This is a genomic window from Paenarthrobacter sp. NPDC056912 (assembly GCF_042786555.1).
GTDB lineage: Bacteria > Actinomycetota > Actinomycetes > Actinomycetales > Micrococcaceae > Arthrobacter.
The window spans coordinates 127,812-150,650 of sequence record NZ_JBHUCD010000014.1 but is presented as its reverse complement, the minus strand read 5'-3'; the positions used below and the strand labels follow the sequence as shown (position 1 = coordinate 150,650).

21 protein-coding genes are annotated in these 22,839 nt (G+C 63.6%); 14 read left to right on the top strand and 7 right to left on the bottom strand.

Going from position 1 to position 22,839, the window contains the following annotated elements; genetic code table 11:
* Positions 1-338 precede the first annotated feature (338 nt).
* From ACFRJ9_RS16170 to xerD, 9 genes are all read left to right on the top strand, one after another.
* Positions 339-2,084 (top strand): hypothetical protein, encoded by a 1,746-nt coding sequence (locus tag ACFRJ9_RS16170; RefSeq protein WP_377669903.1) that lies wholly within the window; start codon positions 339-341, stop codon positions 2,082-2,084.
* Positions 2,077-3,063, top strand: coding sequence for an HAD-IIA family hydrolase (locus ACFRJ9_RS16165; RefSeq protein WP_377669900.1), 987 nt, complete (start codon positions 2,077-2,079; stop codon positions 3,061-3,063). Before ACFRJ9_RS16170 ends, ACFRJ9_RS16165 begins: the two co-directional genes overlap by 8 nt.
* A 9-nt stretch (positions 3,064-3,072) precedes the next feature.
* Positions 3,073-3,330: a hypothetical protein gene (locus ACFRJ9_RS16160; RefSeq protein ID WP_377669898.1), complete on the top strand. Its 258-nt coding sequence runs from the start codon at positions 3,073-3,075 to the stop codon at positions 3,328-3,330.
* 3 nt (positions 3,331-3,333) lie between these two features.
* Positions 3,334-4,146, top strand: a complete 813-nt coding sequence (locus ACFRJ9_RS16155) for a TlyA family RNA methyltransferase (protein WP_377669895.1) — start codon at positions 3,334-3,336, stop codon at positions 4,144-4,146.
* A 12-nt stretch (positions 4,147-4,158) separates the two neighbouring features.
* Entirely contained in the window at positions 4,159-5,199 is a 1,041-nt protein-coding gene (locus tag ACFRJ9_RS16150; protein ID WP_377669893.1) for an NAD kinase, read from the top strand.
* Positions 5,200-5,202: 3 nt separating this feature from the next.
* Positions 5,203-6,942: a DNA repair protein RecN gene (gene recN / locus ACFRJ9_RS16145; protein ID WP_377669891.1), complete on the top strand. Its 1,740-nt coding sequence runs from the start codon at positions 5,203-5,205 to the stop codon at positions 6,940-6,942.
* 148 nt (positions 6,943-7,090) lie between these two features.
* A complete protein-coding gene (locus ACFRJ9_RS16140; RefSeq protein WP_377669888.1) occupies positions 7,091-8,836 on the top strand; it encodes a CTP synthase in 1,746 nt (581 codons plus the stop codon).
* Between the two features lie 27 nt (positions 8,837-8,863).
* On the top strand, positions 8,864-9,526 hold the full coding sequence (locus ACFRJ9_RS16135; protein WP_377669886.1) for an NUDIX domain-containing protein: 663 nt from the start codon (positions 8,864-8,866) through the stop codon (positions 9,524-9,526).
* Positions 9,527-9,529: 3 nt separating this feature from the next.
* The gene (gene xerD, locus ACFRJ9_RS16130) at positions 9,530-10,489 is read left to right on the top strand and encodes a site-specific tyrosine recombinase XerD (protein WP_377669885.1); all 960 of its coding nucleotides are present in this window, start codon (positions 9,530-9,532) and stop codon (positions 10,487-10,489) included.
* On the opposite strand, the gene ACFRJ9_RS16125 is transcribed toward xerD, so the two are convergent.
* Positions 10,486-11,256 carry a hypothetical protein gene (locus tag ACFRJ9_RS16125; RefSeq protein ID WP_377669882.1) on the bottom strand — a complete coding sequence of 257 codons (771 nt, stop codon included), beginning with the start codon at positions 11,254-11,256 and terminating at the stop codon, positions 10,486-10,488. The genes xerD and ACFRJ9_RS16125 overlap by 4 nt on opposite strands.
* 56 nt (positions 11,257-11,312) lie before the next feature.
* On the opposite strand from ACFRJ9_RS16125, the gene ACFRJ9_RS16120 reads away from it, so the two are divergent.
* Positions 11,313-11,807: an NUDIX domain-containing protein gene (locus ACFRJ9_RS16120; protein WP_377669880.1), complete on the top strand. Its 495-nt coding sequence runs from the start codon at positions 11,313-11,315 to the stop codon at positions 11,805-11,807.
* Positions 11,808-11,895: 88 nt separating this feature from the next.
* On the opposite strand, the gene ACFRJ9_RS16115 is transcribed toward ACFRJ9_RS16120, so the two are convergent.
* The 6 genes from ACFRJ9_RS16115 to ACFRJ9_RS16090 all read right to left on the bottom strand — a co-directional run bounded on the left by ACFRJ9_RS16115 (position 11,896) and on the right by ACFRJ9_RS16090 (position 18,634).
* Positions 11,896-13,035, bottom strand: a complete 1,140-nt coding sequence (locus ACFRJ9_RS16115) for a bifunctional 2-methylcitrate synthase/citrate synthase (protein WP_377669878.1) — start codon at positions 13,033-13,035, stop codon at positions 11,896-11,898.
* A 77-nt stretch (positions 13,036-13,112) separates the two neighbouring features.
* On the bottom strand, positions 13,113-14,018 hold the full coding sequence (prpB, locus tag ACFRJ9_RS16110) for a methylisocitrate lyase (protein ID WP_377669875.1): 906 nt from the start codon (positions 14,016-14,018) through the stop codon (positions 13,113-13,115).
* On the bottom strand, positions 14,019-15,539 hold the full coding sequence (locus tag ACFRJ9_RS16105; RefSeq protein WP_377669873.1) for an MmgE/PrpD family protein: 1,521 nt from the start codon (positions 15,537-15,539) through the stop codon (positions 14,019-14,021).
* A gap of 10 nt (positions 15,540-15,549) precedes the next feature.
* Complete coding sequence (locus tag ACFRJ9_RS16100) at positions 15,550-16,203, bottom strand: GntR family transcriptional regulator (protein WP_377669870.1); 654 nt, start codon at positions 16,201-16,203, stop codon at positions 15,550-15,552.
* A 74-nt stretch (positions 16,204-16,277) separates the two neighbouring features.
* Entirely contained in the window at positions 16,278-16,991 is a 714-nt protein-coding gene (locus tag ACFRJ9_RS16095) for a response regulator (protein ID WP_377669867.1), read from the bottom strand.
* Positions 16,988-18,634: an ATP-binding protein gene (locus tag ACFRJ9_RS16090; protein ID WP_377669865.1), complete on the bottom strand. Its 1,647-nt coding sequence runs from the start codon at positions 18,632-18,634 to the stop codon at positions 16,988-16,990. Before ACFRJ9_RS16090 ends, ACFRJ9_RS16095 begins: the two co-directional genes overlap by 4 nt.
* 139 nt (positions 18,635-18,773) lie before the next feature.
* Between ACFRJ9_RS16090 and ACFRJ9_RS16085 the strand changes: the two genes are divergently transcribed.
* From ACFRJ9_RS16085 to ACFRJ9_RS16070, 4 genes are all read left to right on the top strand, one after another.
* Entirely contained in the window at positions 18,774-20,120 is a 1,347-nt protein-coding gene (locus ACFRJ9_RS16085; protein WP_377669862.1) for a cation:dicarboxylate symporter family transporter, read from the top strand.
* 242 nt (positions 20,121-20,362) lie between these two features.
* A complete protein-coding gene (locus ACFRJ9_RS16080; protein WP_231339107.1) occupies positions 20,363-21,262 on the top strand; it encodes a ParA family protein in 900 nt (299 codons plus the stop codon).
* Between the two features lie 6 nt (positions 21,263-21,268).
* A complete protein-coding gene (locus tag ACFRJ9_RS16075; RefSeq protein ID WP_377669859.1) occupies positions 21,269-22,174 on the top strand; it encodes a segregation and condensation protein A in 906 nt (301 codons plus the stop codon).
* Positions 22,167-22,823, top strand: coding sequence for an SMC-Scp complex subunit ScpB (locus ACFRJ9_RS16070; protein ID WP_377669856.1), 657 nt, complete (start codon positions 22,167-22,169; stop codon positions 22,821-22,823). The genes ACFRJ9_RS16075 and ACFRJ9_RS16070 overlap by 8 nt, the downstream gene beginning before the upstream one ends.
* The last annotated feature ends 16 nt before the right edge of the window (positions 22,824-22,839 follow it).

The window sequence follows — 22,839 nt, the reverse complement described above, 5'->3', positions numbered from 1 at the left end:
GAGGGTGTGGGAGAGTAGGACACCGCCGGACACACATTAAAAACGGGAGAGCCCCGACCACGACGGTCGGGGCTCTCCCCACTTAACCACCAAACCACAAACAGAACACCACAAGACGCCAACAAACCCGAGCCACCGGTAGTGAGTTCGCGGCTGTGAGACTTCCCACGGGTGCCCCTCATTTGCTCCTGGCGTTCGGCTGTTGGGGCGGGGTCGAATAGAATTGCATAAGAAATACGAGTCGGTAGCCGAGCGCTACGGGCGGCGTGACAACGAAATAAGGGTTATGAGCGACTACGCACGCGCCAGTGGTCGGCTCGCAACAGGAGGAATCCACCATGGCTGAGCACAACGGCGGCAATCGCGGCGGCAATCGCGGAAACTTCGGCGGCAACCGGGACGAGCGCGGTTCGTACCGCCCCAACAACAATTCCGGTGGGGATCCCCGCGGGTTCCGTTCCAGGGAGAACCGGGACGGCAGTGGCCCCAGCCGCTCGTTCGGTAATGACCGGGGTGAGCGTAAGCCCTTTGGCGACCGTGACCGCAATGACCGTCCCGCGCGTGATGGTGAGCGTCGTCCGTTCAACAACGACCGTGGCGACCGTAAGCCCTTCGGCGACCGCCCCGACCGTGACCGCAATGACCGTCCCGCGCGTGATGGTGAGCGTCGTCCGTTCAACAACGACCGCGGTGACCGCAAGCCCTTCGGTGACAGGCCTGAGCGCGGTCCCCGCAACTTTGACGGCCCACGTCGCGACGCCGGCGAGCGTCGTCCGTTCAACAACGACCGTGGCGACCGTAAGCCCTTCGGCGACCGCGACCGCAACGACCGTCCCGCCCGCGACGCCGGCGAGCGTCGTCCGTTCAATAACGACCGCGGCGACCGTAAGCCCTTCGGCGACCGCCCCGAGCGCGGTCCCCGCAATTTTGACGGCCCACGCCGCGACGCCGGCGAGCGTCGTCCGTTCAATAACGACCGCGGTGACCGTAAGCCCTTCGGCGACCGCGACCGCGACCGCAACGACCGCCCCGCCCGTGACGGAGGCGCAGGTCGTTCCTTCAACAACGACCGCGGCAATTCGTGGGAAGAACGCCCTGCCCGCGTTCCCAATGCCAAGGACATCCGCAGTGCGAACCGCCCTGACCGCGAACGTTCTCCCGAGATCGACGAGGACGTTACGGGTAAGGAACTGGACCGGGCCACTGGTCACCAGATCAAGACCCTCGAAGAGCAGAGCGCTGGCTGGGTTGCAAAGCACCTGGTCATGGCCGGCCGCTTGATCGACATTGAGCCGGAGCTGGCTTTCCAGCACGCCCTTGCCGCCAGCCGCCGCGGCGGCCGCCTCTCGGTGGTCCGTGAAGCTGTTGGCCTGACAGCGTATTCAGCTGGTCACTACGGAGAAGCCTTGCGCGAATTCCGTACCTACCGTCGTATCAGTGGCTCCAACGTCCACTTGCCCGTGATGGCTGACTGCGAGCGTGGCTTGGGTCGTCCGGACCGTGCCTTGGACATGGTGCGCTCTCCTGAAGCCCAGGACCTTGATGCTCCCGGCAAGGTGGAGTTGGCGATTGTGGCTTCCGGTGCGCGTGCGGACCTAAACCAGCTTGATGCTGCCGTCTCGGAGCTTGAAATCCCTCAGTTGGATATCAACCGGGCATTCTCTTACAGCCCTCGCTTGTTCCGTGCGTACGCAGAAGCGCTGACTGCTGTTGGTCGTACCGAGGAGGCAGGTAAGTGGGCCCGCCAGGCGCTGGTGGCCGAGAGCGCCCTGGGCGTCGGTGACTTCGCGGAACCGGAAATCGTTGATCTCGGTTGGGACGAGAGGGAAGAGGCAGCCGCGCGCAAGCCGCGCGTCGAGAAGCCCGCCAGGGACACCGACGTCGTGAAGCCTGACAGCGAGACTGTGATCGTCGAGGCTGCGGCAGCTGATGTCGAGCAGGCCGATGTTGAACTCGATGACGCTGAGTCTGACTACTTCGAATCTGATGACGCTGAGTCGGACATCGACTCCGTTGAGGACGAGGAAGAGCACGAGGAAGCCGTAGAAGCAGACAACGAGGGCACTGACTCCCAGCATGGCTGATTCACTGATCTCTTTGTTTGATGCCGTTCTGTCCGACTTGGACGGCGTGGTGTATGCAGGTCCCCACGCGATCCCCGGAGCTGTGGAGTCGTTGCAACGCCTTCGCACCGTGGGTGTGGGTTTGGGATACGTGACGAACAATGCGTCCCGTACCCCGGCCCAGGTCGCGGCGCACCTGCGGGAGCTCGGGGCGCCGGCGGAGGATCATCAGGTGGTCAGTTCCTCGCAGGCAGCGGGGGAGCTCCTGGCTTCCATGCTGCCGGCCGGGGCCCATGTCCTCATCACCGGCAGCGCGGCGCTGGCCCACGAGATTGAGCTGGTGGGACTCAAACCTGTGCACAGTGCAGCAGAGTCTCCGGTGGCAGTAGTCCAAGGCTTCAACCCGGAGATCGGTTGGAAGGATCTCGCAGAGGCATCGTATGTGGTGGCTGGCGGAGCCATGTGGTTTGCCACCAACACGGACATGTCCATCCCGCAGGCCCGCGGCATGGCGCCAGGCAATGGAACGCTTGTTGCGGCGGTGGCAGCTGCCACCGGCAAGACCCCGTTGGTGGCGGGCAAGCCCGAGGCTCCGCTCTTCCACGCAGCGGCGAAGCGGCTCAACGCCGATCGCCCCTTGGTGGTGGGCGACCGCTTGGACACGGACATCCTGGGCGGCAACCGCGCAGGATTTGCGACGGCGGCCGTTCTTACCGGTGTGGACACGACGCACACCATTCTGGCAGCGCGGACGGATGAACGTCCCGACTACTTGCTGGCGAACCTTGAGGATCTGTACTCTCCGTACCCCGAAGTCGTCAGCGACGCCGGTGTGTTCCGTTGCGGTGCCGCCTCAGCGCTTGCGGCGGACGGAATAGTCAGGGTCACGGGCGATGAAGACGACCTTGACGCTTGGCGTGCGGCGTGTGCTGCGTGGTGGGCAGCGGTTCCGGACACTGAAGTGGCAAGGGAACCGCAGTTGGAATGGCGAACTAACTAGACTGATGCGATGACCGAGCCCAACAATTTTCCGGTGCCCGACGCTAGTCCTGAAGCTTTATGGCCCGATGCCGCGAAGCCCACAGGTGACGTGCTCGTGGACAGGGCCCTGGGACTCCTGGAGGCAGTTCCGGGGTCACCGGTGGCAGAACACGGAGAGCTGTACAGCGGGATCCATGTCTTGTTGCTGGAAGCACTGGATGCCGAGCCGGGCCTTCCGCCAACATCGAACCGCCCTAGTGATTCCGGCCCGGAAGGCGACAGCTAGAGAATGGCACGACTCGATCAGGAGCTGGTCAGCCGCGGGCTGGCGAGGTCCCGGACCCATGCCGCCAAGCTCATCAGCGACGGAAAGGTCAGTTCGGCGGGGACTGTCCTGGCCAAGGCTGCCCTTCAGGTGGACGCGGCAACGGAGCTGGCCGTCGAATCCCACCTGGAAGATATTTACGCCAGCCGCGCCGGACATAAGCTGGCCGGCGCACTGGAGGCATTTCCCGCCGTCGTGGTGTCCGGGCGGCGGTGTCTCGACGCCGGTGCCTCCACGGGCGGTTTCACTGACGTGCTGCTTCGGCAAGGTGCTGCGCGCGTGGTGGCCGTGGACGTGGGGCATGGCCAGTTGGTGCCGCAGCTTCGCGAGGATTCCCGGGTTGACGTCCATGAGGGCCTCAACGTCCGCTATATGACCCCGGAGCAGATTGGCGGCAGCGCAGAGCTGACGGTGGGGGACCTTTCCTTTATTTCGTTGACGTTGGTCTTGGCGCCGCTCGCAACATGCACCGTACCGGGAGGCGACCTCGTCCTCATGGTCAAGCCGCAATTCGAAGTGGGTAAGGAGCGGCTCAGCCGCACGGGCGTGGTTTCCTCGGACAATGAACGGCGCCGCGCGGTTGCCCAAGTGGCCCGCGCCGCAGTGGACGCCGGTCTTGAACTTCAGGACCTGGCGGCAAGTCCGTTGCCGGGTCAGGACGGAAATGTTGAATACTTCCTGTGGATGAAGCGCGGGATGTCCGCGGTGTTGCCTAAGATCGAAGAGCGTGACGAGTACGTTGCTGCGTTGATCAAGAAACTCTGGCCGAACCACTAGAAAGCAGACCCGATGAGCAGGCGTGTACTTGTCCTTGCCCACACAGGGCGGGAGGAATCGCTCCGAGCGGCGTGGGATGCCTGTACGCAGTTGCATGCTTCCGGACTGGTGCCTGTCCTGCAGAAGTCCGAACTCGCCGATGTTGAGCGTTTCTTCGGTGCCTTGGATACGCCCATTGAAATTTTGAATGACCATGTCAGCTTGGAAGACGTTGAGCTGGTCATGGTCTTGGGCGGGGACGGAACCATCCTGCGTGCCGCGGAACTGGTGCGCGAGGTTGATGTACCCCTCCTTGGGGTGAACCTTGGCCATGTTGGCTTCCTTGCCGAAAGCGAGCGGGCCGATCTGGCGCAGACGGTGGAGTGGATTGCGAGCCGGCAGTACACGGTGGAAGAGCGGATGACCATCGATGTCCAGGTGTGGATCAAGGGACAGAAGATTTGGCACACCTGGGCGCTGAATGAGGCCGCCATCGAGAAGGCCAACCGCGAACGCATGTTGGAAGTGGTCACGGAGGTCGATGAACGCCCCTTGACCTCATTCGGCTGCGACGGCGTGGTCCTGGCAACACCTACGGGTTCCACGGCCTACGCGTTTTCGTCCGGTGGGCCCGTGGTGTGGCCTGAGGTCGAGGCCCTGGTCATCGTCCCGATCAGTGCCCACGCCCTCTTCGCGAAGCCCCTGGTGGTTTCCCCGCGGTCAAAGCTTGCCGTTGAAATCATGAACCGTACCGATGCCCTGGGTGTTCTATGGTGCGATGGGCGCCGCTCCGTGGACCTGCCCCCGGGAGCCCGAGTTGAAGTCACGCGTTCTGCAACCCCGGTGCGTCTTGCCCGGACCCACAAAACCCCGTTCTCCGCCCGGCTTGTCCGCAAGTTCGAACTCCCCATCCATGGCTGGCGTGGTCCTGTTCCCCGGAGCGCTGAAGTCCACACGGGTCCCATCCCGGTGATCAGGACCCTTTCGCCCGCTCCGTTGCCCAGTCCCCGGGACGTCGAGGCTATCCAGGAACCGGGGCACGGTGAGCCATCCGATCCCACGAATGCGAAGTGAAGCATGCTCGAAGAACTCCGAATCCGTGACCTCGGCGTCATCACCGACGCCGCCCTGCCGTTAGGCCCAGGCCTGAGCGTCGTCACCGGTGAAACCGGTGCCGGCAAGACCATGGTGGTGACCGCCGTCGGGCTTCTCCTTGGTGCGCGCTCGGATGCCGGGGCGGTACGTACTGGCGCTAAGTCCGCGTCCGCCGAGGCCGTGCTGAAACTTGATCCGACACACAGTGCGGTGGAGCGGGCCAAGGAAGCCGGCGGCGAGGCTGAGGAGTTCGACGGCGTCGCTGAGCTGTTGCTGGCCCGGACCGTTGGTGCCGACGGCCGCAGCCGCGCTTACGTCGGTGGTCGCGCGGCACCTGTGGGAGTGTTGGCGGAGCTGGGCGAGAGCCTGGTGGTGGTGCATGGCCAGTCGGACCAGATCCGCTTGAAGAGCGCAACGGCGCAGCGGCATGCCCTGGACCGTTTTGCCGGCGCACCGTTGGCCAAGGTCCTGGGGGAGTATCAGGACCTGTACAACCACTGGAAGGCCATCCAGGCCGAACTCGAGACTTTGCGCAGCGAGGCCCGCGAACGCCTCCGCGAGGCTGAGTCACTGGATGCCGCCCTCAAGGAAATCGATGACGTTGACCCTCAGCCGGGCGAGGACGAGACCCTCAAGGCTGAGGCGGTCAAGCTGGCCAACGTGGAGGAACTCCGGTTGGCCGCAGCTGCGGCGCACGAGTCGCTCATAGCCGAAGAATACGGCGACGCCGGAGATGCCACTTCCATGGTGGATGCTGCCAAACGGACATTGGAGCACGTGGCCGATCACGATGACGAGCTTCGTTCGGCTGCTGCCCGCTTGGCCGAGGTGGGCTTCCTCCTCAACGACATCGCTGCGGAACTGTCCAGCTACCAGGCCGCCTTGGACACGGAAGGGCCAGAGCGGCTCTCTGAGATCGAAGAGCGCCGGGCGGTCCTTGCAAAGTTGATCCGCAAGTATGCGCCCAGCATCAACGAGGTCCTGGAGTGGGCGGCCACTGCACGGACCCGTTTGGACGAACTGCAGGACGATTCCAGCAGGATCGAGTCCTTGGACGCTGAGGTCGCTTCTGCCGAAACGACCCTGCGCAAGCACGCGGCGGCCATCACCAAAGCCCGTTTGAAGGCTGCCAAGGACCTCTCGGGGCGGGTCAGCGCGGAGTTGAAGGCGTTGGCCATGGCCGACGCTACGTTGGTCATCGAGATGGACAGCAGTGAATCGTTGGGCCCGTCGGGCACTGACGAGATCGCGTTCCTCCTCCAGCCGCACTCCGGTGCTCCTGCCAGGCCGCTGGGCAAGGGAGCGTCGGGCGGTGAACTTTCCAGGGTGATGTTGGCCATCGAGGTCGTGCTGGCCGCGGTGGATCCCGTCCCGACGTTCGTCTTCGACGAAGTGGACGCAGGCGTGGGCGGGCGTGCCGCCGTCGAAATCGGACGCCGGCTGGCAATGCTGGCACGTCACGTCCAGGTCCTCGTTGTCACGCACCTTCCGCAGGTTGCTGCGTTCGCCGATCAACACATCCGGGTGACCAAGACGTCGGTTCGCGGTGCAGACGGAAAGACGACCACCGGCTTCACCTCCAGCGACGTGCAGCTGCTGGACGAAGATCAGCGTGTGAAGGAGCTTGCCCGCATGCTGGCAGGCCAGGAGGACTCGGAATCAGCACAGGCCCACGCGCAGGAATTGTTGGATGATGCGAAGCTCCTGCCCCAGCGGGTCTAGTGAAACAGGCTCGGTTGAGGCGGCAGCGGAACTGCGAGCACCATCACATTGCTGTGCTTCCTCCCGCCCGGCTCTTGATCGGAACGCGGTCCTGGGCAACTATTGACCATTTGGGGAATCCGAACAGGACGCTTGGAAGGCGTAATTGATGATAAGCTCGAATTCCGTGGTGCAGCGATCAAATTCCCGTGTAAATTCCCGGTTCCCGGGCTCGTCCAAGACGACCAAACACATCTTCGTCACCGGTGGTGTGGCGTCCTCGCTCGGTAAGGGTCTGACGGCTTCCAGCCTCGGCCACCTGCTGCGAGCACGCGGTTTGTCTGTAACAATGCAGAAGCTCGATCCCTATCTTAACGTGGATCCGGGCACGATGAACCCCTTCCAGCACGGCGAAGTGTTCGTGACGGATGACGGCGCCGAAACCGATCTCGACATCGGACACTACGAGCGCTTCCTTGATGAAAACCTTGAAGGTTCGGCCAACGTCACAACAGGCCAGATCTACTCCACGGTCATCGCGAAAGAACGCCGTGGCGAATACCTCGGAGACACTGTCCAGGTCATTCCGCACATCACCGATGAGATCAAACGCCGCATGCGCCTGCCTGCCGAAGGCAAGAACGCTCCGGACGTCATCATCACCGAAATCGGTGGAACCGTGGGCGACATCGAGTCGCAGCCCTTCCTTGAGTCAGCCCGCCAGGTCCGCCAGGATGTCGGCCGCAACAACGTCTTCTTCCTGCACGTTTCACTGGTGCCGTACATCGGTCCTTCCCAGGAACTGAAGACCAAGCCGACGCAGCACTCCGTGGCGGCCCTGCGCTCCATTGGTATCCAGCCTGAGGCGATCGTGATCCGTTCGGACCGCGAAGTCCCCGATGCCATGCGGGAGAAAATCGGCCGCATGTGCGACGTCGATATCGATGCTGTAGTGAACGCCGCAGACGCGCCGAGCATTTACGACATCCCCAAGACGCTGCACTCGCAGGGCTTGGACTCCTACATCGTCCGTGCACTGGACCTGCCGTTCAAGGACGTCGACTGGAGCAAGTGGGACAAACTGCTCGAGGCTGTCCACAACCCCAAGCACCACGTCGAGATCGCCTTGGTTGGCAAATACATCGACCTTCCGGATGCCTACCTCTCCGTGACCGAAGCCCTCCGTGCCGGTGGCTTCGCCAACGAGGCCAAGGTGACCATCCGCTGGGTCCCCTCGGATGAGTGCGAAACCCTCGCCGGAGCCACCAAGGCCCTGGCCGGCGTCGACGCCATTTGTGTTCCCGGCGGCTTCGGCATCCGGGGCCTGGAAGGCAAGCTGGGCGCCTTGAAGTTTGCCCGTGAAACCAAGCTTCCTGTCTTGGGCCTGTGCCTTGGCCTGCAGTGCATGGTCATCGAATACGCACGGAACGTAGTTGGCCTGGAAGGCGCTTCCTCCAGCGAGTTCGAGCCCGATTCCAAGTACCCGGTCATCGCCACGATGGAAGAGCAGCTGGACATCGTTGACGGCAAGGGCGACCTCGGCGGCACTATGCGCCTTGGCCTCTACGAAGCCAAGCTGGATGAAGGTTCCGTTGTTGCCGAGACCTACGGCACCACCACCGTCAGCGAACGCCACAGGCACCGCTACGAGGTCAACAACAAGTATCGCGATCAGATCGCCGCGGAGGGCTTGGTCTTCTCAGGCACGTCGCCTGACGGCAAGCTGGTTGAGTACGTGGAACTGCCGCGGGAAGTACACCCGTACTACGTTGCAACGCAGGCTCACCCTGAGCTCAGCTCCCGTCCGACCCGTCCGCACGCCCTCTTCGCAGGCTTGGTCAAGGCGGCTTTGGAGCGTCGTGAAGGCGGAACTGCCGGAGCCAAGCAAGCTGCAAGCGCAGTAGCTGCCAAGTAACAGCAAGCACTAACGAAGGACGGCGCGATGCCCGGTATTTCTGAAACCCCCAGCACGTCGAGGCAGGTTTCGGACATGCCGAGCCCGCGCCGTCTTTTGTCTACCAGCAAGGTTTACGAAGGCCGCATTTGGGACGTTGTGAGCGATTCGTTCCAGCTCAGCGAGGATACGGCCACCCTGGTCCGTGACTACATCGATCATCCCGGCGCAGTTGCGGTGCTGCCGATGAACGTGGATGGCGAGATTCTGTTGCTCAAGCAATACCGGCACCCTGTGGGCATGGACTTATGGGAAATTCCTGCCGGCCTGCTGGACATTGAGGGCGAAGACTTCGTGGTTGGTGCGGCCCGCGAACTCGCCGAGGAAGCCGACATCAAGGCCGCCACCTGGAACGTCCTCGCTGATTTCTTCAACTCACCCGGTTCCTCCAGCGAAGCGATCCGGATTTACCTGGCCCGCGGGCTGAGCGATGTGCCTGTTGCCGAACGCCATGTCCGGACCGATGAAGAAGCCGAGATCGAGTTCCACTGGGTTCCGCTTGAGGACGCGGTCCGGTCTGTCCTGGAAGGACGCCTGCACAACCCTTCGGCGGTGGTCGGGATCCTGGCTGCCGCTGCGGCGAAGGCTGACGGTTTCATGAGTCTTCGGCCGGCGGATGCACCGTGGCCGGCGCATCCGAGCCAGCGCTGACCCATGTCCGAAGCCGCCACCAGGACCGCCAACGGCATTGACCGTGCTGTCACCGACTATCTTCAGCACGTCGGCGTGGAGCGGGGATTGGCGGCCAACACGCTGTCCGCTTACCGCAGGGACCTCGCCAGATACTCTAACTTCCTCGCGGCCCAAGGCATCGAACGGCCAGGCGACATCACCAGGCACCAGGTGACTGCCTTCGTTCAGGCTTTGTCTGACGGTTCCGACGGCGCAGCGGCGCTGGGCGTCCGCTCGGCGGCACGCACCGTGGTTGCTGTCCGCGGACTTCACAAGTTCTGGGCGCTGGAAGGAACCACGACGGCGGACCCCGCCAGCGACGTTCACCCGCCCATGCCGGGCAAACGGCTGCCGAAGGCCATCAGCGTCGGTGAGGTCACGCGCATCCTCGAAGCGGCGGGCACGGACACCGCCACCGGGCTCCGAGACCGTGCGCTTCTGGAATTTCTTTACTCCACGGGTGCGCGCATCAGCGAGGCTGTGGGACTCGATGTCGACGACGTCTCCCTCGAAGACACCGGCGGCGAGCCCGCCATCGTGCGGCTGTTCGGCAAAGGTTCGAAGGAACGTTTGGTGCCTTTGGGCTCCTACGGTGCCCGCGCCGTCGGGGCTTACATTGTCCGCGGCCGACCGCTGCTGGCCTCGAAGGGCAAGGGAACGCCTGCACTTTTTTTGAACGCGCGGGGCGGCCGCATCAGCAGGCAGAGCGCGTGGACCATCCTCAAGACTGCGGCCGAGAAGGCCAACATCACTAAGGACGTCTCGCCACACACACTGCGTCACTCTTTTGCCACGCACCTGCTCGAGGGCGGCGCGGACGTGAGGGTGGTTCAGGAGCTGCTGGGTCATGCGTCCGTGACCACCACACAGGTGTACACCTTGGTCACCGCTGATACTTTGCGTGAGGTCTACGCCGCGGCGCACCCCCGCGCGCTGGGCTAGTTGAGGACGTTCAGGGTGAGCTCCACGGCGTTGACAAACACTGCCAGCATTGAGGTGCCGAGCCCTGCAACCAACAACAGCCCGGGGTGAGCCAGTCCCACGACCACACGTTTGAGCCGGGGACGTCCGCGCAGGAATTTCTTGGGCACCCGTGTTTTCACCGGGATTTGCCGCCAACCGCGTAAACGCCGCAGGAACCACGCGCACCGCACAATGAAGGCCATCCAGAGGATGGAAAGGACCAGCGGGACGGCGGCCAACATCAAGTTGAAGCCGAGGGCGGTGACTTCCTTCTCGGAGTCGCCGATCACCGACTGGACGGTGGTGGAAATCGAAGCGCTCATCACTACTGAGGCAGCCCACACCATGAACGCAGCCACGAGCGCAAGGAACCGCACAAAGAAGTGACCCAGGACGGTGGCGTCAACGGCCCTGAGATGGCTCCGTGGCGTGGCATGCAACACCACCAACGTGGAGATCAGCGTGGGCAAGGCGGCCACGAGTACCAGCAGGTACCAGGTCCATCCGGCCAGGTCCACCACTTCGTCCAGTACGATGAGCCCTGCCCACACCAGGGTCCACGCCCAGCCCACGTACAGCGGGCGGGCCACCAGCCACTTCGGTAGCCAAGAGTCCCGCTCCGGCTTGGAAATGACGCCGGGTGCCGGGCTGTCTTCTTCGGCGGTCCCTCCCGCCTCGGCCGGCGATTCGGAAACCTGATCGACGGCGGAAGCATGGGCCCGCGCGTCACCCCCACCTTCGCTCATGGGCTCACTGTAGCAATGGCGGCATCGCCAAGGGAGATCGGGTTAAGGTAGGCAGCATGACTTCAGCCCACGTGACATTGTGTTTCTTCCTCCGCGATGGTGCGGACGGCGAGGAGGTCTTGCTCGGCACCAAGAAAACCGGCTTTGGCAGGGGCAAGGTGGTGGGAGTCGGCGGCCATGTGGAACCGGGGGAGTCGGCATCGGAGGCGGCATGCCGGGAGGTCCTGGAAGAAGTATTCGTCGTGGTCGAGCCGCAGGACCTGATTCCTGCCGGTACCGTAGATTTCGTGTTCCCTGCACGTCCGGACTGGAACATGGCCACCACCGTTTACCTTACGCGCACGTGGAAAGGGGAACCTTCGGAAAGCGAGGAAATCGCGCCGGAATGGTTCTCCGTACGGCACCTCCCGGTGGACCGTATGTGGGCCGATGCCGAGCATTGGCTCCCGGCTATGATTTCCGGCCAGCGCATTGCTGTTCGCGTTGATCTTGCCAGCGACAACGAGAACGTGGCAGAGGTCCATACAGCCGAGTGGACGAACCCTGAGTAGCTAGTGCCTTGCGGGACATAAGACGCCGGGCCGGTCGCCTTTCGGTGACCGGCCCGGCGTCGTTCTTCTTGCTTTGCCTCCAGAGGCCCTACGGCACGTGGCGCTCTTCGGGGCCGTTGTATTCACTCAGCGGACGGATCAGGGAGTTGGAGGCCACCTGCTCCATGATGTGGGCTGTCCAGCCGGTGATCCGGCTTGCGACGAACAACGGGGTGAAGGTCTGGGTATCGAAGCCCATGAGGTGGTACGTGGGCCCTGCGGGATAGTCGAGGTTCGGCTTGATGGCCTTGGCCTCGTCCATGGCCTGCTCAAGGCCGTTGTACAGGCCCAACAGTTCCGGGCGTCCGTAGTGGGCGATCATCTTGTCCAGGGCGGCCTTCATGGTGGGCACGCGGGAGTCACCGTGCTTGTAGACGCGGTGCCCGAAGCCCATGACTTTCTTCTTGTGGGCCAAGGCGTCTTCCATCCAGGCACGGGCTCGCGTGGCAGCTTCCTCAAGGGATTCTTCGCTGCGGATGCCGATCTCGTCAAAGGTGTGCATGACGGCCTCGTTGGCTCCGCCGTGCAGCGGGCCCTTGAGGGCACCGATGGCCGCAGTGACGGCCGAGTGCAGGTCCGACAGTGTGGACGTGACTACGCGCGCTGTGAAGGTGGAGGCGTTGAAGGAGTGCTCGGCGTACAGGATCATGGAGACGTTGAATGCCTCCACTACCTCGTCCACGGGGTCTTCACCGAATGTCATCCACAGGAAATTGGCCGAGTAGTCAAGATCCTCCCGCGGTTCCACGGCGTCCTGGCCACGCCGGCGACGCTGATCGTAAGCGACTACTGCGGGCATGGCGGCCCACAGATCGATGGCTTTCTTCATGTTGGCGTCGGGTGAGGAGTCCTCGGCCAATTCGTGTCGGGCACCAAGGACGGACGCCGCTGTCCGGCAGACGTCCATGGGGTGCGCGGTGGTGGGCAAGGTGTCTACAACTGACTTGACCACGGGGTCGAGGGCACGGCCCGCACGTTCGCGGGTGGTGAACTCGGCGAGCTGTGCCTCGTTGGGCAGTTCGCCATTCCACAGCAGGTAGGCGACCTCTTCGAAGCTGCATTTGGCGGCCAGTTCCTGGACCGGATACCCGCGGTACAGCAGCGAGTTGGTGTCCGGGTTGACCTTCGAGACGGCGGTGTAGTCCACCACGACGCCGGCAAGGCCCTTTTTGATGTCAACAGCTGCCATGCTGCTCTCCTTCGTTCATAGTGCAGGCGCGCCGGGTGTTTCCGGTGTGCCTGCGTTCCCCTTGATGAATCCGGAACCTAGCGGACGCCAGGAACCTGGAAGTTAAAAACGCCGGTATCGAACTGGTTGTATGCCTCGTAATCGACGAGTTCATAGAGGCGCGCACGCGTGAGCATGTTCTCAACTTGCGCCTCTTGGGTCCCCGCAGCCTTGATCGTTTCCAGCGTACGCTCTGCAGCGCCCATGGCAATGCGGAGGAGCGTGACCGGGTAGATGACCATGTTCACGCCGACGCTTTGGAGCTGGTCGACAGTGAAGAGATCGCTTTTGCCGAACTCGGTCATGTTCGCCAAAATGGGCACGTCCACGGCGTCCCGGATGGCTTGGAATTCGTCCAGGGTGGCCATGGCTTCAGGGAAGATCGCGTCAGCACCGGCGTCGACCAGTGCTTTGGCGCGGTCCTGCGCCGCCTGAATGCCTTCTACGGCGCGGATATCGGTCCGGGCCATGATGAGGAAGTTCGGGTCACGGCGTGAATCCGCTGCGGCGCGGATGCGTTTGGTGGCGGTGTCGAGGTCCACCACGTTTTTGCCGTCCAGGTGGCCGCAGCGCTTCGGGTTGAACTGGTCTTCGATATGGCAGCCGGCGAGGCCCGCGTTTTCGAGTTCCTGGATGGACCGGGCCACGTTCATGGGCTCGCCGAAGCCGGTGTCCGCGTCCACCAGCGAGGGCAGGTCCGTCATGCGGGCGATCTGACCGGCTCGGGTTGCTACCTCGGTGAGCGTGGTGAGTCCGATGTCCGGCAGGCCGAGGTCGTTGGCCAGGACGGCGCCGGAGATGTAGACCCCGGAGAAGCCCTTTTCCTCGATGAGCCGTGCCGAGAGCGGGTTGAACGCACCTGGGAACTGGTGGACAGTCCCGGAGGCCAACAGTTCCCGGAGGCGGAGTCGTTTCTGTTCGGGTGTGACTTTGGAGTACAGCATTTAGAACAGTCCCTGGGGTGCGTTGTTGAGGTCGATCACGCCGGGGGCTGCGGTGATGTTCAGCTGGTCCAGTTCGCCTTCGCCCAGTTCGGTGACACGCTCGACGGCGGCGAGGAACCGTTCGATTTCCGCTTCCTCCACGAGTCCGGCGGCGAGGGTGCGGAACTTGTTGACGTACTGCTCGCGGGCGAACGGCCGGGCGCCGAGCGGGTGGGCATCGGCCACGGCGATCTCGTCGGTGATGACCGTGCCGTCGTTGAGGGTGATCTCCACGGAACCGCCGAAGGCCTTCTCCGCGATGTCCAGGGAGTGGTAGCGGCGGGTCCATTCCGGGTCTTCCACGGTGGTGACCTTGTGCCAGAGTTCCACGGTGTCCGGACGTGTCGCGCGTTCGGGGGCGTAGGAGTCCACGTGGTGCCACGCGCCGTCCTGCAGGGCGACGGTGAAGATGTACGGGATGGAGTGGTCCAGGGTTTCGCGGGACGCGGTGGGGGAGTACTTCTGGGGATCGTTCGCGCCGGAACCGATCACGTAGTGCGTGTGGTGGCTGGTCTTGATCAGCACCGACTTCACGTTGGCAGGATCGGTGGTTTCAGGGTGCTCGCGGTTCAGCTTGCGGGCGAGGTCGATCCAGGCCTGGGCCTGGTACTCGGCGGAGTGTTCCTTGGTGTAGGTGTCCAGGATGGCGCGCTTGGCCTCGCCGGCTTCGGGCAGCGGAACCTCGTAGGAGGCGTCGGGGCCGTCGAGCATCCAGGCGATCACGCCGTCTTCGCCTTCGTAGATGGGCACCGGTGAGGTCTGGCCGCGCATGGAGCGGTCCACGGCTTCAACGGCCATCTTGCCCGCGAACGCCGGGGCGTGGGCCTTCCAGGTGGAGATCTCGCCCTTGCGGGACTGCCGGGTGGCGGTGGTGGTGTGCAGGGCCTGGCCAACGGACTGGAAGATCGTTTCGATGTCCAGGCCAAGGAGGGTGCCGATGCCGGCCGCGGCGGACGGGCCGAGGTGGGCCACGTGGTCGATCTTGTGCTTGTGCAGGCAGATGGCCTTGACCAGGTTCACTTGGATCTCGTACCCGGTGGCGATGGCACGGACCAGGTCGGCGCCGTTGGCGCCGACGTGCTGGGCGACGGCGAGGATCGGGGGGATGTTGTCTCCCGGGTGGGAGTAGTCCGCGGCCAGGAAGGTGTCGTGGTAGTCGAGTTCGCGTACTGCCACGCCGTTGGCCCAGGCAGCCCATTCGGGGGAGACACTGTCCGTGATACCGAAAACGCGGGCTCCCTTGCCGTTGGTTGTCGGGGCATGGGTGAGCGCCTGGGCCCGTGCTGCGACGATCGGTGCGCGGTTCAAGGACGCGATCGCCACGGAGGCGTTGTCGATGATCCGGTTGATCACCATGTCGGTGACCTCGGCCGTAACGGGAACGGGGTCGGCGGCGACCACTGCGATCTTGTGGGCCAGCTGCTCCTCGCGCGGGAGGTTCTCTTCGCTCTTGTAGACGCGGACGTGGTTGTTCTTGACCATGGTGCTCCTTCTAGTGAGGCGTCTTGGCGGCCAGCTGTGCGGCCTTGACGTGGGTAAGACTGCGGTGGAGGTGAAGTGTGGTGGCGGCTTCGGCCAGCCGTGGATTACCTGCGGCGATGGCCTCCGCGATGGCGGCATGTTCAGCCGCGGCGGCGTGGAGCCGGGCGGCGTCGTCAGCTGCCAGGCGGCGGACGCGGACCAAATGGACGCGAAGGCTGCGCATTGCCTGGGCCATGTACGAGTTGGAGATCGCCGCATCGATGGCCTCGTCCAGGCGACTCACCAGGCCGTAGTACTCATGGCGGGCAGGATCGTTGTCCTTGAGCAGCTCAGGCGCTCGCAGCAGTTGGGAGTGAAGTTCGGCGAATACGCCCGGTTCGCCCCGCTCCGCAGCAAGAGCGGCGGCCCTGACTTCAAGGGTTTCGCGCAGTTCGAACAGTTCATCGATGCTGTCCAGAGAAATATCGGTGACGACGACGCCGCGGCCGCCTGCCGCCGTCGTCAGCCCTTCGGCGGTGAGCCGGCTCAGCGCCTCCCGGACCGGCGTACGGGACACGCCGAGCCGCTCGGACTGTTCGACCTCCGCCAGTACCGTGCCTGGCCGGAGGCGCCATTCAATGATGTCCTCACGGAGGGCCGCATAGGCTCGTTCACTGGCGCGCATGTCCTCAGTGTATACACAGAAGGCGTTTCAGGCCATAAATCAGAGCAATTTCCCCTTCTTTGTATACATGAGGATTAGGTTCGGTTCCACCCATATTCATTTTCCGGTCGCCCGGGCGTGCCGTATCGCGGCGCCCTGCTGACGGTCCCGGCGTCCGCCAAATACTCCAAGTACCTTCGGGCGGTGACGCGGGACATCCCCAAGGCATCCATGACTTCACTCGCCGAAACAGGCTGTTGCCGAGCCCGCACCAAGTCCTTCACGGAGTCCAAGGTAGATCCGGACAGGCCCTTGGGCAGTGGCAGGTCAGTAGGGGCCCGCAGGCTCGCGAAGGCCTGGTCAACGTCGCTTTGCGATGCGCCGGCTTTGGAAATGCCGGACATCGAACCTGCCAACTGCTCCCGGAAAGTCCGGTAACTGCCCAGCTTGTCGGCAAATGTCGCGTAGGTGAATGGCTTGATGAGATATTGCACTACGCCGATGGACACAGCGCTGCGCACGATGGTCAGTTCCCGGACGGCTGTGATGGCGATGATGTCGGCGAAGACTCCGGCCGACCGCATACGGCGCGCGACGTCCAGCCCGTGCAGGTCAGGCAGGTTCATGTCCAGCAGCACCAGGTCCACGGGGGAGCCCGCGGCCGCGAACTCGCCAAGGATGCGCAGGGCCGACTGGCCATCCGGTGCAGTGCCCACCAACGTGAAACCTGCCAGCCTGCCAACATAGACCGAATGGGCGTCCGAGGCGATGGGCTCGTCCTCGACCACCAGGACGCGGATGTCTGTCATGGCTTCTCTTCCTCGGGAACCGGCGCAGGCAGCACAACATGGAACTGTGCGCCGCCGGGATTGCTGATGGACATCGTACCGTTGAGCCTCTGGACCGCCTGCCGCACCAAGGCAAGGCCGACGCCGCGGCCGTGACCCCCGCGGGGATCGTCCTTGGCCGACTTTGTACTGAACCCATACTGCAGCACATCGTCGATGGCAGCAGGGTCGATGCCGCTACCGGAATCGCGTACCGAGAATTCGACGGCGGCGGGTCCGGCGTCCACGGCCAGCTCCACCTTTCGCGGGAGATCGCCAACGGCGGCGGCGTCGATCGCGTTGTCCAGCAGGTTTCCGAGAATTGTCACCAGGTCCTGGATCTCCAATCCACGGACACCGGACCGTCCCGAGGTGTGTACCACCAACTCCACGCCACGCTCATGGGCTTCGGCGGCCTTGCCCATGACCAAAGCGCTCATCACCGGTTCATCCACTGAGGCCACCATGTCATCGGTGAGCTGCTGGCTTAGCTCGAGGTCTTTGGTGGCGAAGTCCAAGGCCTGGGGTGTGCGGCCAAGTTCCAGCAGCGAGACGATCATGTGCAGCCGATTGGCATGTTCGTGGGTCTGGGCACGCAAGGCGTCCGAGAGGGTCTTCATGGTCTGCAGCTCCGAGCCCAGGGACTCGATTTCCGTGCGGTCCCTGATGGTGGCTACGGTGCCGTAGACCGCAGGCTTCTGCCGGCTCCGCGGAGGAACAGGTCCAACGGCGGGCGCTTGGTTTACTACGAGGATCCTTGAGCCGGTCAGGTGTATTTCATCGTGGGCGGGCCGGCCGGATTCGAAAAGCGCTCGCAGGCTTCCACCCAAGGGGAGCTCCACCAGTCCCGGTGCCGCGTCAGGGGACCTGTCGGCGTCGGAAGGTTCCAGCCCCAGCAGTTCGGCCGCTTGGTCGTTGTACATCACGGCTTTGCCGTGGGTGTCGATCAGGATGACCCCTTCACGGACTGAATGCAGCACCGACTCGTAGTACGCGAACAGCTGCGCCAGCTGTTCCGGGCCCCAGCCCCGGGTAACCGAGCGAAGATAGCGGCCCAGGAGCCACGAAGCCACAGACCCGAAGAACAGCACCACCAAGGCGATGAGGCCGATCACGCCCAAGCGCTCGGCGACATCCGTATCCACTGTCCGGACGGTAATCCCGGCCGCCACCAGCGCTTTGACGTTGCCGCCTGCGTCCTTCACCGGAGCAATGGTGCGGACGGACGGCCCCAAGGTACCGGCGGTGACTTCCGTGAAGGTTTCGCCTTGCAGGGCCGGTTCGATGGTGCCGATGTAGGGCTTGCCGAGTTCCTCGCTGCGCGGATGTGTCCAGCGTGTCCGGTCCGGGGCCATGATGGTGATGAAGTCCGCGTCTGCATCGTCCATGACCTCAAGGGCATACGGCTGGAGAGCGGCTGAAGGGTCGGTAGAAGACGACGCCTCGAGGACCAGCGGATTGTTCGCAATGGAGGTGGCAATGGCGAGCATCCTGCCGCCGGCTTCGTCGTACGCGCGGTCCCTGGCCTCCAGCACGGAGAACGCCCCGAACACAGCCGTCAGCACCAGGACGAACAACAGGTTCGCCACAAACAAACGCCGGGCGATGCTCCAGTTGTGAAACACGTGGGCCTCCCATGACCAATATGACCGCAACGGTGATGTGTGTCACCAGCGGCTCAATGATGGATATCACACAAGGGCAGCGGATTGGACATCAGTGCAGGACCGCAGCGCCTTACACAGTATCCAGAAGGAGAATCCCATGACCTCTCAACGAGGAGAGTCGGCAGTAGCTGCCAAAGCTGGACGCAAGGGGCTCGATAAGTCGCATTACCTGTATATCGCGGTCATTCTGGCCGTCGTACTCGGAGCCGTCGTCGGCCTGCTGTTCCCCGAGGTCGGAAAGTCGCTCAAACCGCTCGGTGACGGCTTCATCAAGCTCATCAAGATGATGATCGCTCCGGTGATCTTCTGCACCATCGTCCTGGGCATCGGTTCCATCGCCAAGGCTGCCACCGTGGGCAAGGTCGGCGGTCTCGCCCTTGCCTACTTCGTTGCGATGTCCACGTTCGCCCTCGCCATCGGCCTGGTTGTCGGCAACCTCATCCACCCGGGCGAGGGCCTGAAGCTGACCCCGTACGATCCCAACAAGAAAGCCGCCACGGACAGCACCGCGGACTTCCTGCTGGGGATCATCCCCGGCGACATCCCCGTCCTGCCCACCCTGCTTGCTGCGATCCTGGTCGGTTTCGCACTCCAGCGGATGGGCAAAGAGGGAACTCCCATCCTTAACGCCATCGGCCACGGCCAGCGGCTCGTCTTCCGCATCCTCATCATGATCATGTGGCTGGCCCCAGTCGGAGCGTTCGGTGCGATCGCCGCCGTCGTCGGCGCAACCGGCGCCCAGGCAATCTTCAGCATGTTCACCCTGATGGTCGCGTTCTACATCACGTGCGCACTGTTCATCGTGGTCATCCTGGGCACGCTCCTCCGCGTTGTCGCCGGAGTCAATATCTTCAAGCTCATGAAGTACCTGGCCCGTGAGTACCTCCTGATCTTCTCCACCTCTTCCTCCGAAGCAGCCCTGCCCCGCCTCATCGCCAAAATGGAACACCTGGGCGTCTCCAAGCCGGTGGTCGGCGTGACGGTTCCCACGGGCTACTCCTTCAACCTGGACGGAACGGCAATCTACTTGACCATGGCGTCACTGTTCGTCGCCAACGCCATGGGCACTCCCTTGGACCTGGGTGCCCAGATCTCCCTCCTGGTCTTCATGATCATTGCTTCCAAGGGCGCCGCTGGTGTCACGGGTGCCGGACTGGCAACCCTCGCCGCCGGCCTCCAGGCGCACAAGCCCGAGCTCCTGGGTGGCGTGGGAATGATCGTCGGGATCGACCGCTTCATGTCCGAGGCCCGTGCGCTCACCAACTTCACCGGCAACGCTGTTGCCACCGTCCTGATCGGTACCTGGGTCAAGGAAATCGATAACGGCCAGGTGCGGCGGGTTCTCTCGGGCAGCGAGCCTTTCGACGAGCAGACCATGCTCGCCCACGGTGGCGGAGCCGAGGCCGCTCCTGAGCCCGAGGTTCGCGAAAAGGTGACTGTCTAGACAAAGACCATCACGTGGTTGAGGGCCGGCATCCCGCGGGATGCCGGCCCTCAACCATTTCGTCGACCGCAAGGAAGGCGGGAAAGCAACCTTCGACCTCAACTAGAGGGTCAAGGCTCAATCGCGGGACAAAGTCAAGTTCCCAAAAATACCGTGTCGGGCGCTGTAGCCTAAGTGGGTAGTAGCGCTGAAGCTGGGGGCCAGCGGCAGGGAAGATCGTCGTCGAAAGAGTGGTTAGATACGTGAGCATCGAACGTGGTTCAGCAACGCTGGAAGGCACAGAGCTCGATCTCGAAGACGCCATCATGGGGCCCACCGGCCGCCCTCACCGCGAATTCCCGGAACCCGCGCCGCTAGCCTCCCACGGCCCGGCAAGGGTCATCGCCATGGTCAACCAAAAGGGTGGCGTGGGCAAAACCACCTCCACCATCAACCTCGCGGCTGCGCTCGCGGAGTACGGTCGGCGCGTGTTGCTGGTGGACTTTGATCCGCAGGGGGCCCTGTCGGCAGGCCTGGGCGCCAACCCGCACGAGCTGGACCTCACGGTGTACAACGTCCTCATGGACCGCAAGGTGGACATCCGCGATGCCATCCAGCAGACCGGCGTCGAAGGCGTTGACCTCCTTCCCGCCAATATCGACCTTTCCGCAGCTGAGGTGCAGCTCGTCAACGAGGTGGCCCGCGAGCAAGTCCTGGACCGCGCCTTGAAGAGCGTGGAAGACGACTACGACGTCGTCCTGATCGACTGCCAGCCGTCCCTCGGGCTGCTGACCGTCAACGCACTGACTGCCGCGCATGGCGTGATCATTCCGCTGATCTGCGAGTTCTTCGCCCTGCGCGCCGTTGCCCTCCTGGTGGAGACCATCGAAAAGGTGCAAGACCGCCTCAACCCGCGCCTGCAGGTGGACGGCGTCCTGGCCACCATGTACGACGCCCGTACACTGCACAGCCGCGAAGTGATTTCGCGCCTCGTGGAGGCCTTCGGCGACAAGGTCTTCGAAACCGTCATCAAGCGCTCCATCAAGTTCGCCGACGCCACCGTGGCCGCCGAGCCCATCACCAGCTACGCGGGCAACCACATCGGCGCGGACGCCTACCGCCGCCTCGCCAAGGAACTCATCTCGCGCGGCGGCGCGCCGTAGCGGACGGTGGGACCGTCACTCGCCCCGACCGCGGAAGCGGACACCGCCGCTGAAGCCAAAACGCCCGACGCCGGTACCACCGAGGCCCGTAAGGCGGGCTTCGAGGTACGGCTGGCAAACTTCACCGGTCCCTTCGATCTCCTGCTGGGACTCATTTCCAAGCACAAACTGGATATCACTGAAGTGGCCTTGGCCACCGTCACTGACGAGTTCATCAAGTACATCCGGCGCCTCCAGGAGTTGGGGGAGGATTGGGCGCTGGATGAGGCCAGCGAATTCCTGGTCATCGCCGCAACACTCCTGGACCTCAAAGCGGCCCGTCTCCTGCCGGCCGGCGAGGTGGAAGATGCCGAGGATATTGCGTTGCTGGAGGCCCGCGACCTTCTCTTCGCTCGCTTGCTGCAGTACAAGGCGTTCAAACAGGTGGCCGGCCTCATGGGCGGGACGCTGGAGCTGGAAGCACGACGATTCCCTCGGCAAGTGGCCTTGGAAGGCCACTTCGCTGCACTGCTCCCGGAGCTCGTCTGGAGGCATACCCCGGAGCAATTCGGGGAACTGGCAGCCAAAGCACTCAAACCCAAGGACGCAGCGCCTTCCGAGGTCGGGTTGGAGCACCTGCATGCACCTCCGGTCAGCGTCAAGGAACAGGCCGAGATCATGGGCTACCGCTTGAAGCTGGGAGCGCCCCTGTCCTTCCAGACGTTGATCGCCGATGCCGAGACCACTTTGGTGGTGGTTGCGCGGTTCCTGGCGTTGCTGGAAATGTTCCGGGACCGGGTGGTCGCCTTCGAACAGCCCGAAGCCCTGGCTGAGCTGACGGTTCGTTGGACGGGCGACGACGCCGAATGGGACAGCTCAAGCCTGAGCGAGGAGTACGAGGTTTCCGGAAGCGAGGAAAACGGCAATGAGTGAACAAGAAACGGTCCAGGACGGTCTGGCGGAACTCGACGCCTTGCCCGGAGGGGCCCGGGCTGCGCTGGAGGCAGTCCTGATGGTCATCGATGAGCCGGCCACCTCCGAGGAGCTTGCCGCCGGGCTCAACGTCACGGTCGCCGTCGTCGAGGATTTGCTGCAGAACCTGCAGCGGGAGTATAGCGGCTATACTGTTAAAGCCCCGGACGTGGATGCTGTCGGCTTTGCCGATGCCAGCACTGCACCCCGGGGTTTTGAATTGCGGAACGTCGCCGGTGGGTGGCGAATCTATTCACGGGCGGATTTTGCCGACATCGTGGGCCGGTTCGTCCTCGAAGGTCAGACCACCAGGCTCACTCAGGCAGCGCTTGAAACCTTGGCGGTCATTGCCTACAGGCAACCGGTCTCCAGGGCCCGGGTTTCTGCTATTCGAGGCGTCAACGTTGATTCGGTGGTCCGGACTCTGACCCAGCGGGGTTTGATCGAGGATTCCGGAAACGATCCCGAGTCGGGGGCTGTCCTTTACCGGACTACCTCGTACTTCCTGGAACGGATGGGCATCGGCTCGGTGGCGGAATTGCCCCAGCTCTCGCCGCACCTTCCTGGCTTGGAAGGGATCGACGAGTACTACGACGCCAGCCGGATGTAGCCACGGGCACACGCCG

What these genes read in the sequence shown, in the direction of transcription:
- ACFRJ9_RS16170 (WP_377669903.1), top strand. Translation starts at nt 339, where the DNA reads ATGGCTGAGCACAACGGCGGCAATCGCGGCGGCAATCGCGGAAACTTC.
- ACFRJ9_RS16165 (WP_377669900.1), top strand. Translation starts at nt 2,077, where the DNA reads ATGGCTGATTCACTGATCTCTTTGTTTGATGCCGTTCTGTCCGACTTG.
- ACFRJ9_RS16160 (WP_377669898.1), top strand. Translation starts at nt 3,073, where the DNA reads ATGACCGAGCCCAACAATTTTCCGGTGCCCGACGCTAGTCCTGAAGCT.
- ACFRJ9_RS16155 (WP_377669895.1), top strand. Translation starts at nt 3,334, where the DNA reads ATGGCACGACTCGATCAGGAGCTGGTCAGCCGCGGGCTGGCGAGGTCC.
- ACFRJ9_RS16150 (WP_377669893.1), top strand. Translation starts at nt 4,159, where the DNA reads ATGAGCAGGCGTGTACTTGTCCTTGCCCACACAGGGCGGGAGGAATCG.
- recN (WP_377669891.1), top strand. Translation starts at nt 5,203, where the DNA reads ATGCTCGAAGAACTCCGAATCCGTGACCTCGGCGTCATCACCGACGCC.
- ACFRJ9_RS16140 (WP_377669888.1), top strand. Translation starts at nt 7,091, where the DNA reads ATGATAAGCTCGAATTCCGTGGTGCAGCGATCAAATTCCCGTGTAAAT.
- ACFRJ9_RS16135 (WP_377669886.1), top strand. Translation starts at nt 8,864, where the DNA reads ATGCCCGGTATTTCTGAAACCCCCAGCACGTCGAGGCAGGTTTCGGAC.
- xerD (WP_377669885.1), top strand. Translation starts at nt 9,530, where the DNA reads ATGTCCGAAGCCGCCACCAGGACCGCCAACGGCATTGACCGTGCTGTC.
- ACFRJ9_RS16125 (WP_377669882.1), bottom strand. Translation starts at nt 11,256, where the DNA reads ATGAGCGAAGGTGGGGGTGACGCGCGGGCCCATGCTTCCGCCGTCGAT.
- ACFRJ9_RS16120 (WP_377669880.1), top strand. Translation starts at nt 11,313, where the DNA reads ATGACTTCAGCCCACGTGACATTGTGTTTCTTCCTCCGCGATGGTGCG.
- ACFRJ9_RS16115 (WP_377669878.1), bottom strand. Translation starts at nt 13,035, where the DNA reads ATGGCAGCTGTTGACATCAAAAAGGGCCTTGCCGGCGTCGTGGTGGAC.
- prpB (WP_377669875.1), bottom strand. Translation starts at nt 14,018, where the DNA reads ATGCTGTACTCCAAAGTCACACCCGAACAGAAACGACTCCGCCTCCGG.
- ACFRJ9_RS16105 (WP_377669873.1), bottom strand. Translation starts at nt 15,539, where the DNA reads ATGGTCAAGAACAACCACGTCCGCGTCTACAAGAGCGAAGAGAACCTC.
- ACFRJ9_RS16100 (WP_377669870.1), bottom strand. Translation starts at nt 16,203, where the DNA reads ATGCGCGCCAGTGAACGAGCCTATGCGGCCCTCCGTGAGGACATCATT.
- ACFRJ9_RS16095 (WP_377669867.1), bottom strand. Translation starts at nt 16,991, where the DNA reads ATGACAGACATCCGCGTCCTGGTGGTCGAGGACGAGCCCATCGCCTCG.
- ACFRJ9_RS16085 (WP_377669862.1), top strand. Translation starts at nt 18,774, where the DNA reads ATGACCTCTCAACGAGGAGAGTCGGCAGTAGCTGCCAAAGCTGGACGC.
- ACFRJ9_RS16070 (WP_377669856.1), top strand. Translation starts at nt 22,167, where the DNA reads ATGAGTGAACAAGAAACGGTCCAGGACGGTCTGGCGGAACTCGACGCC.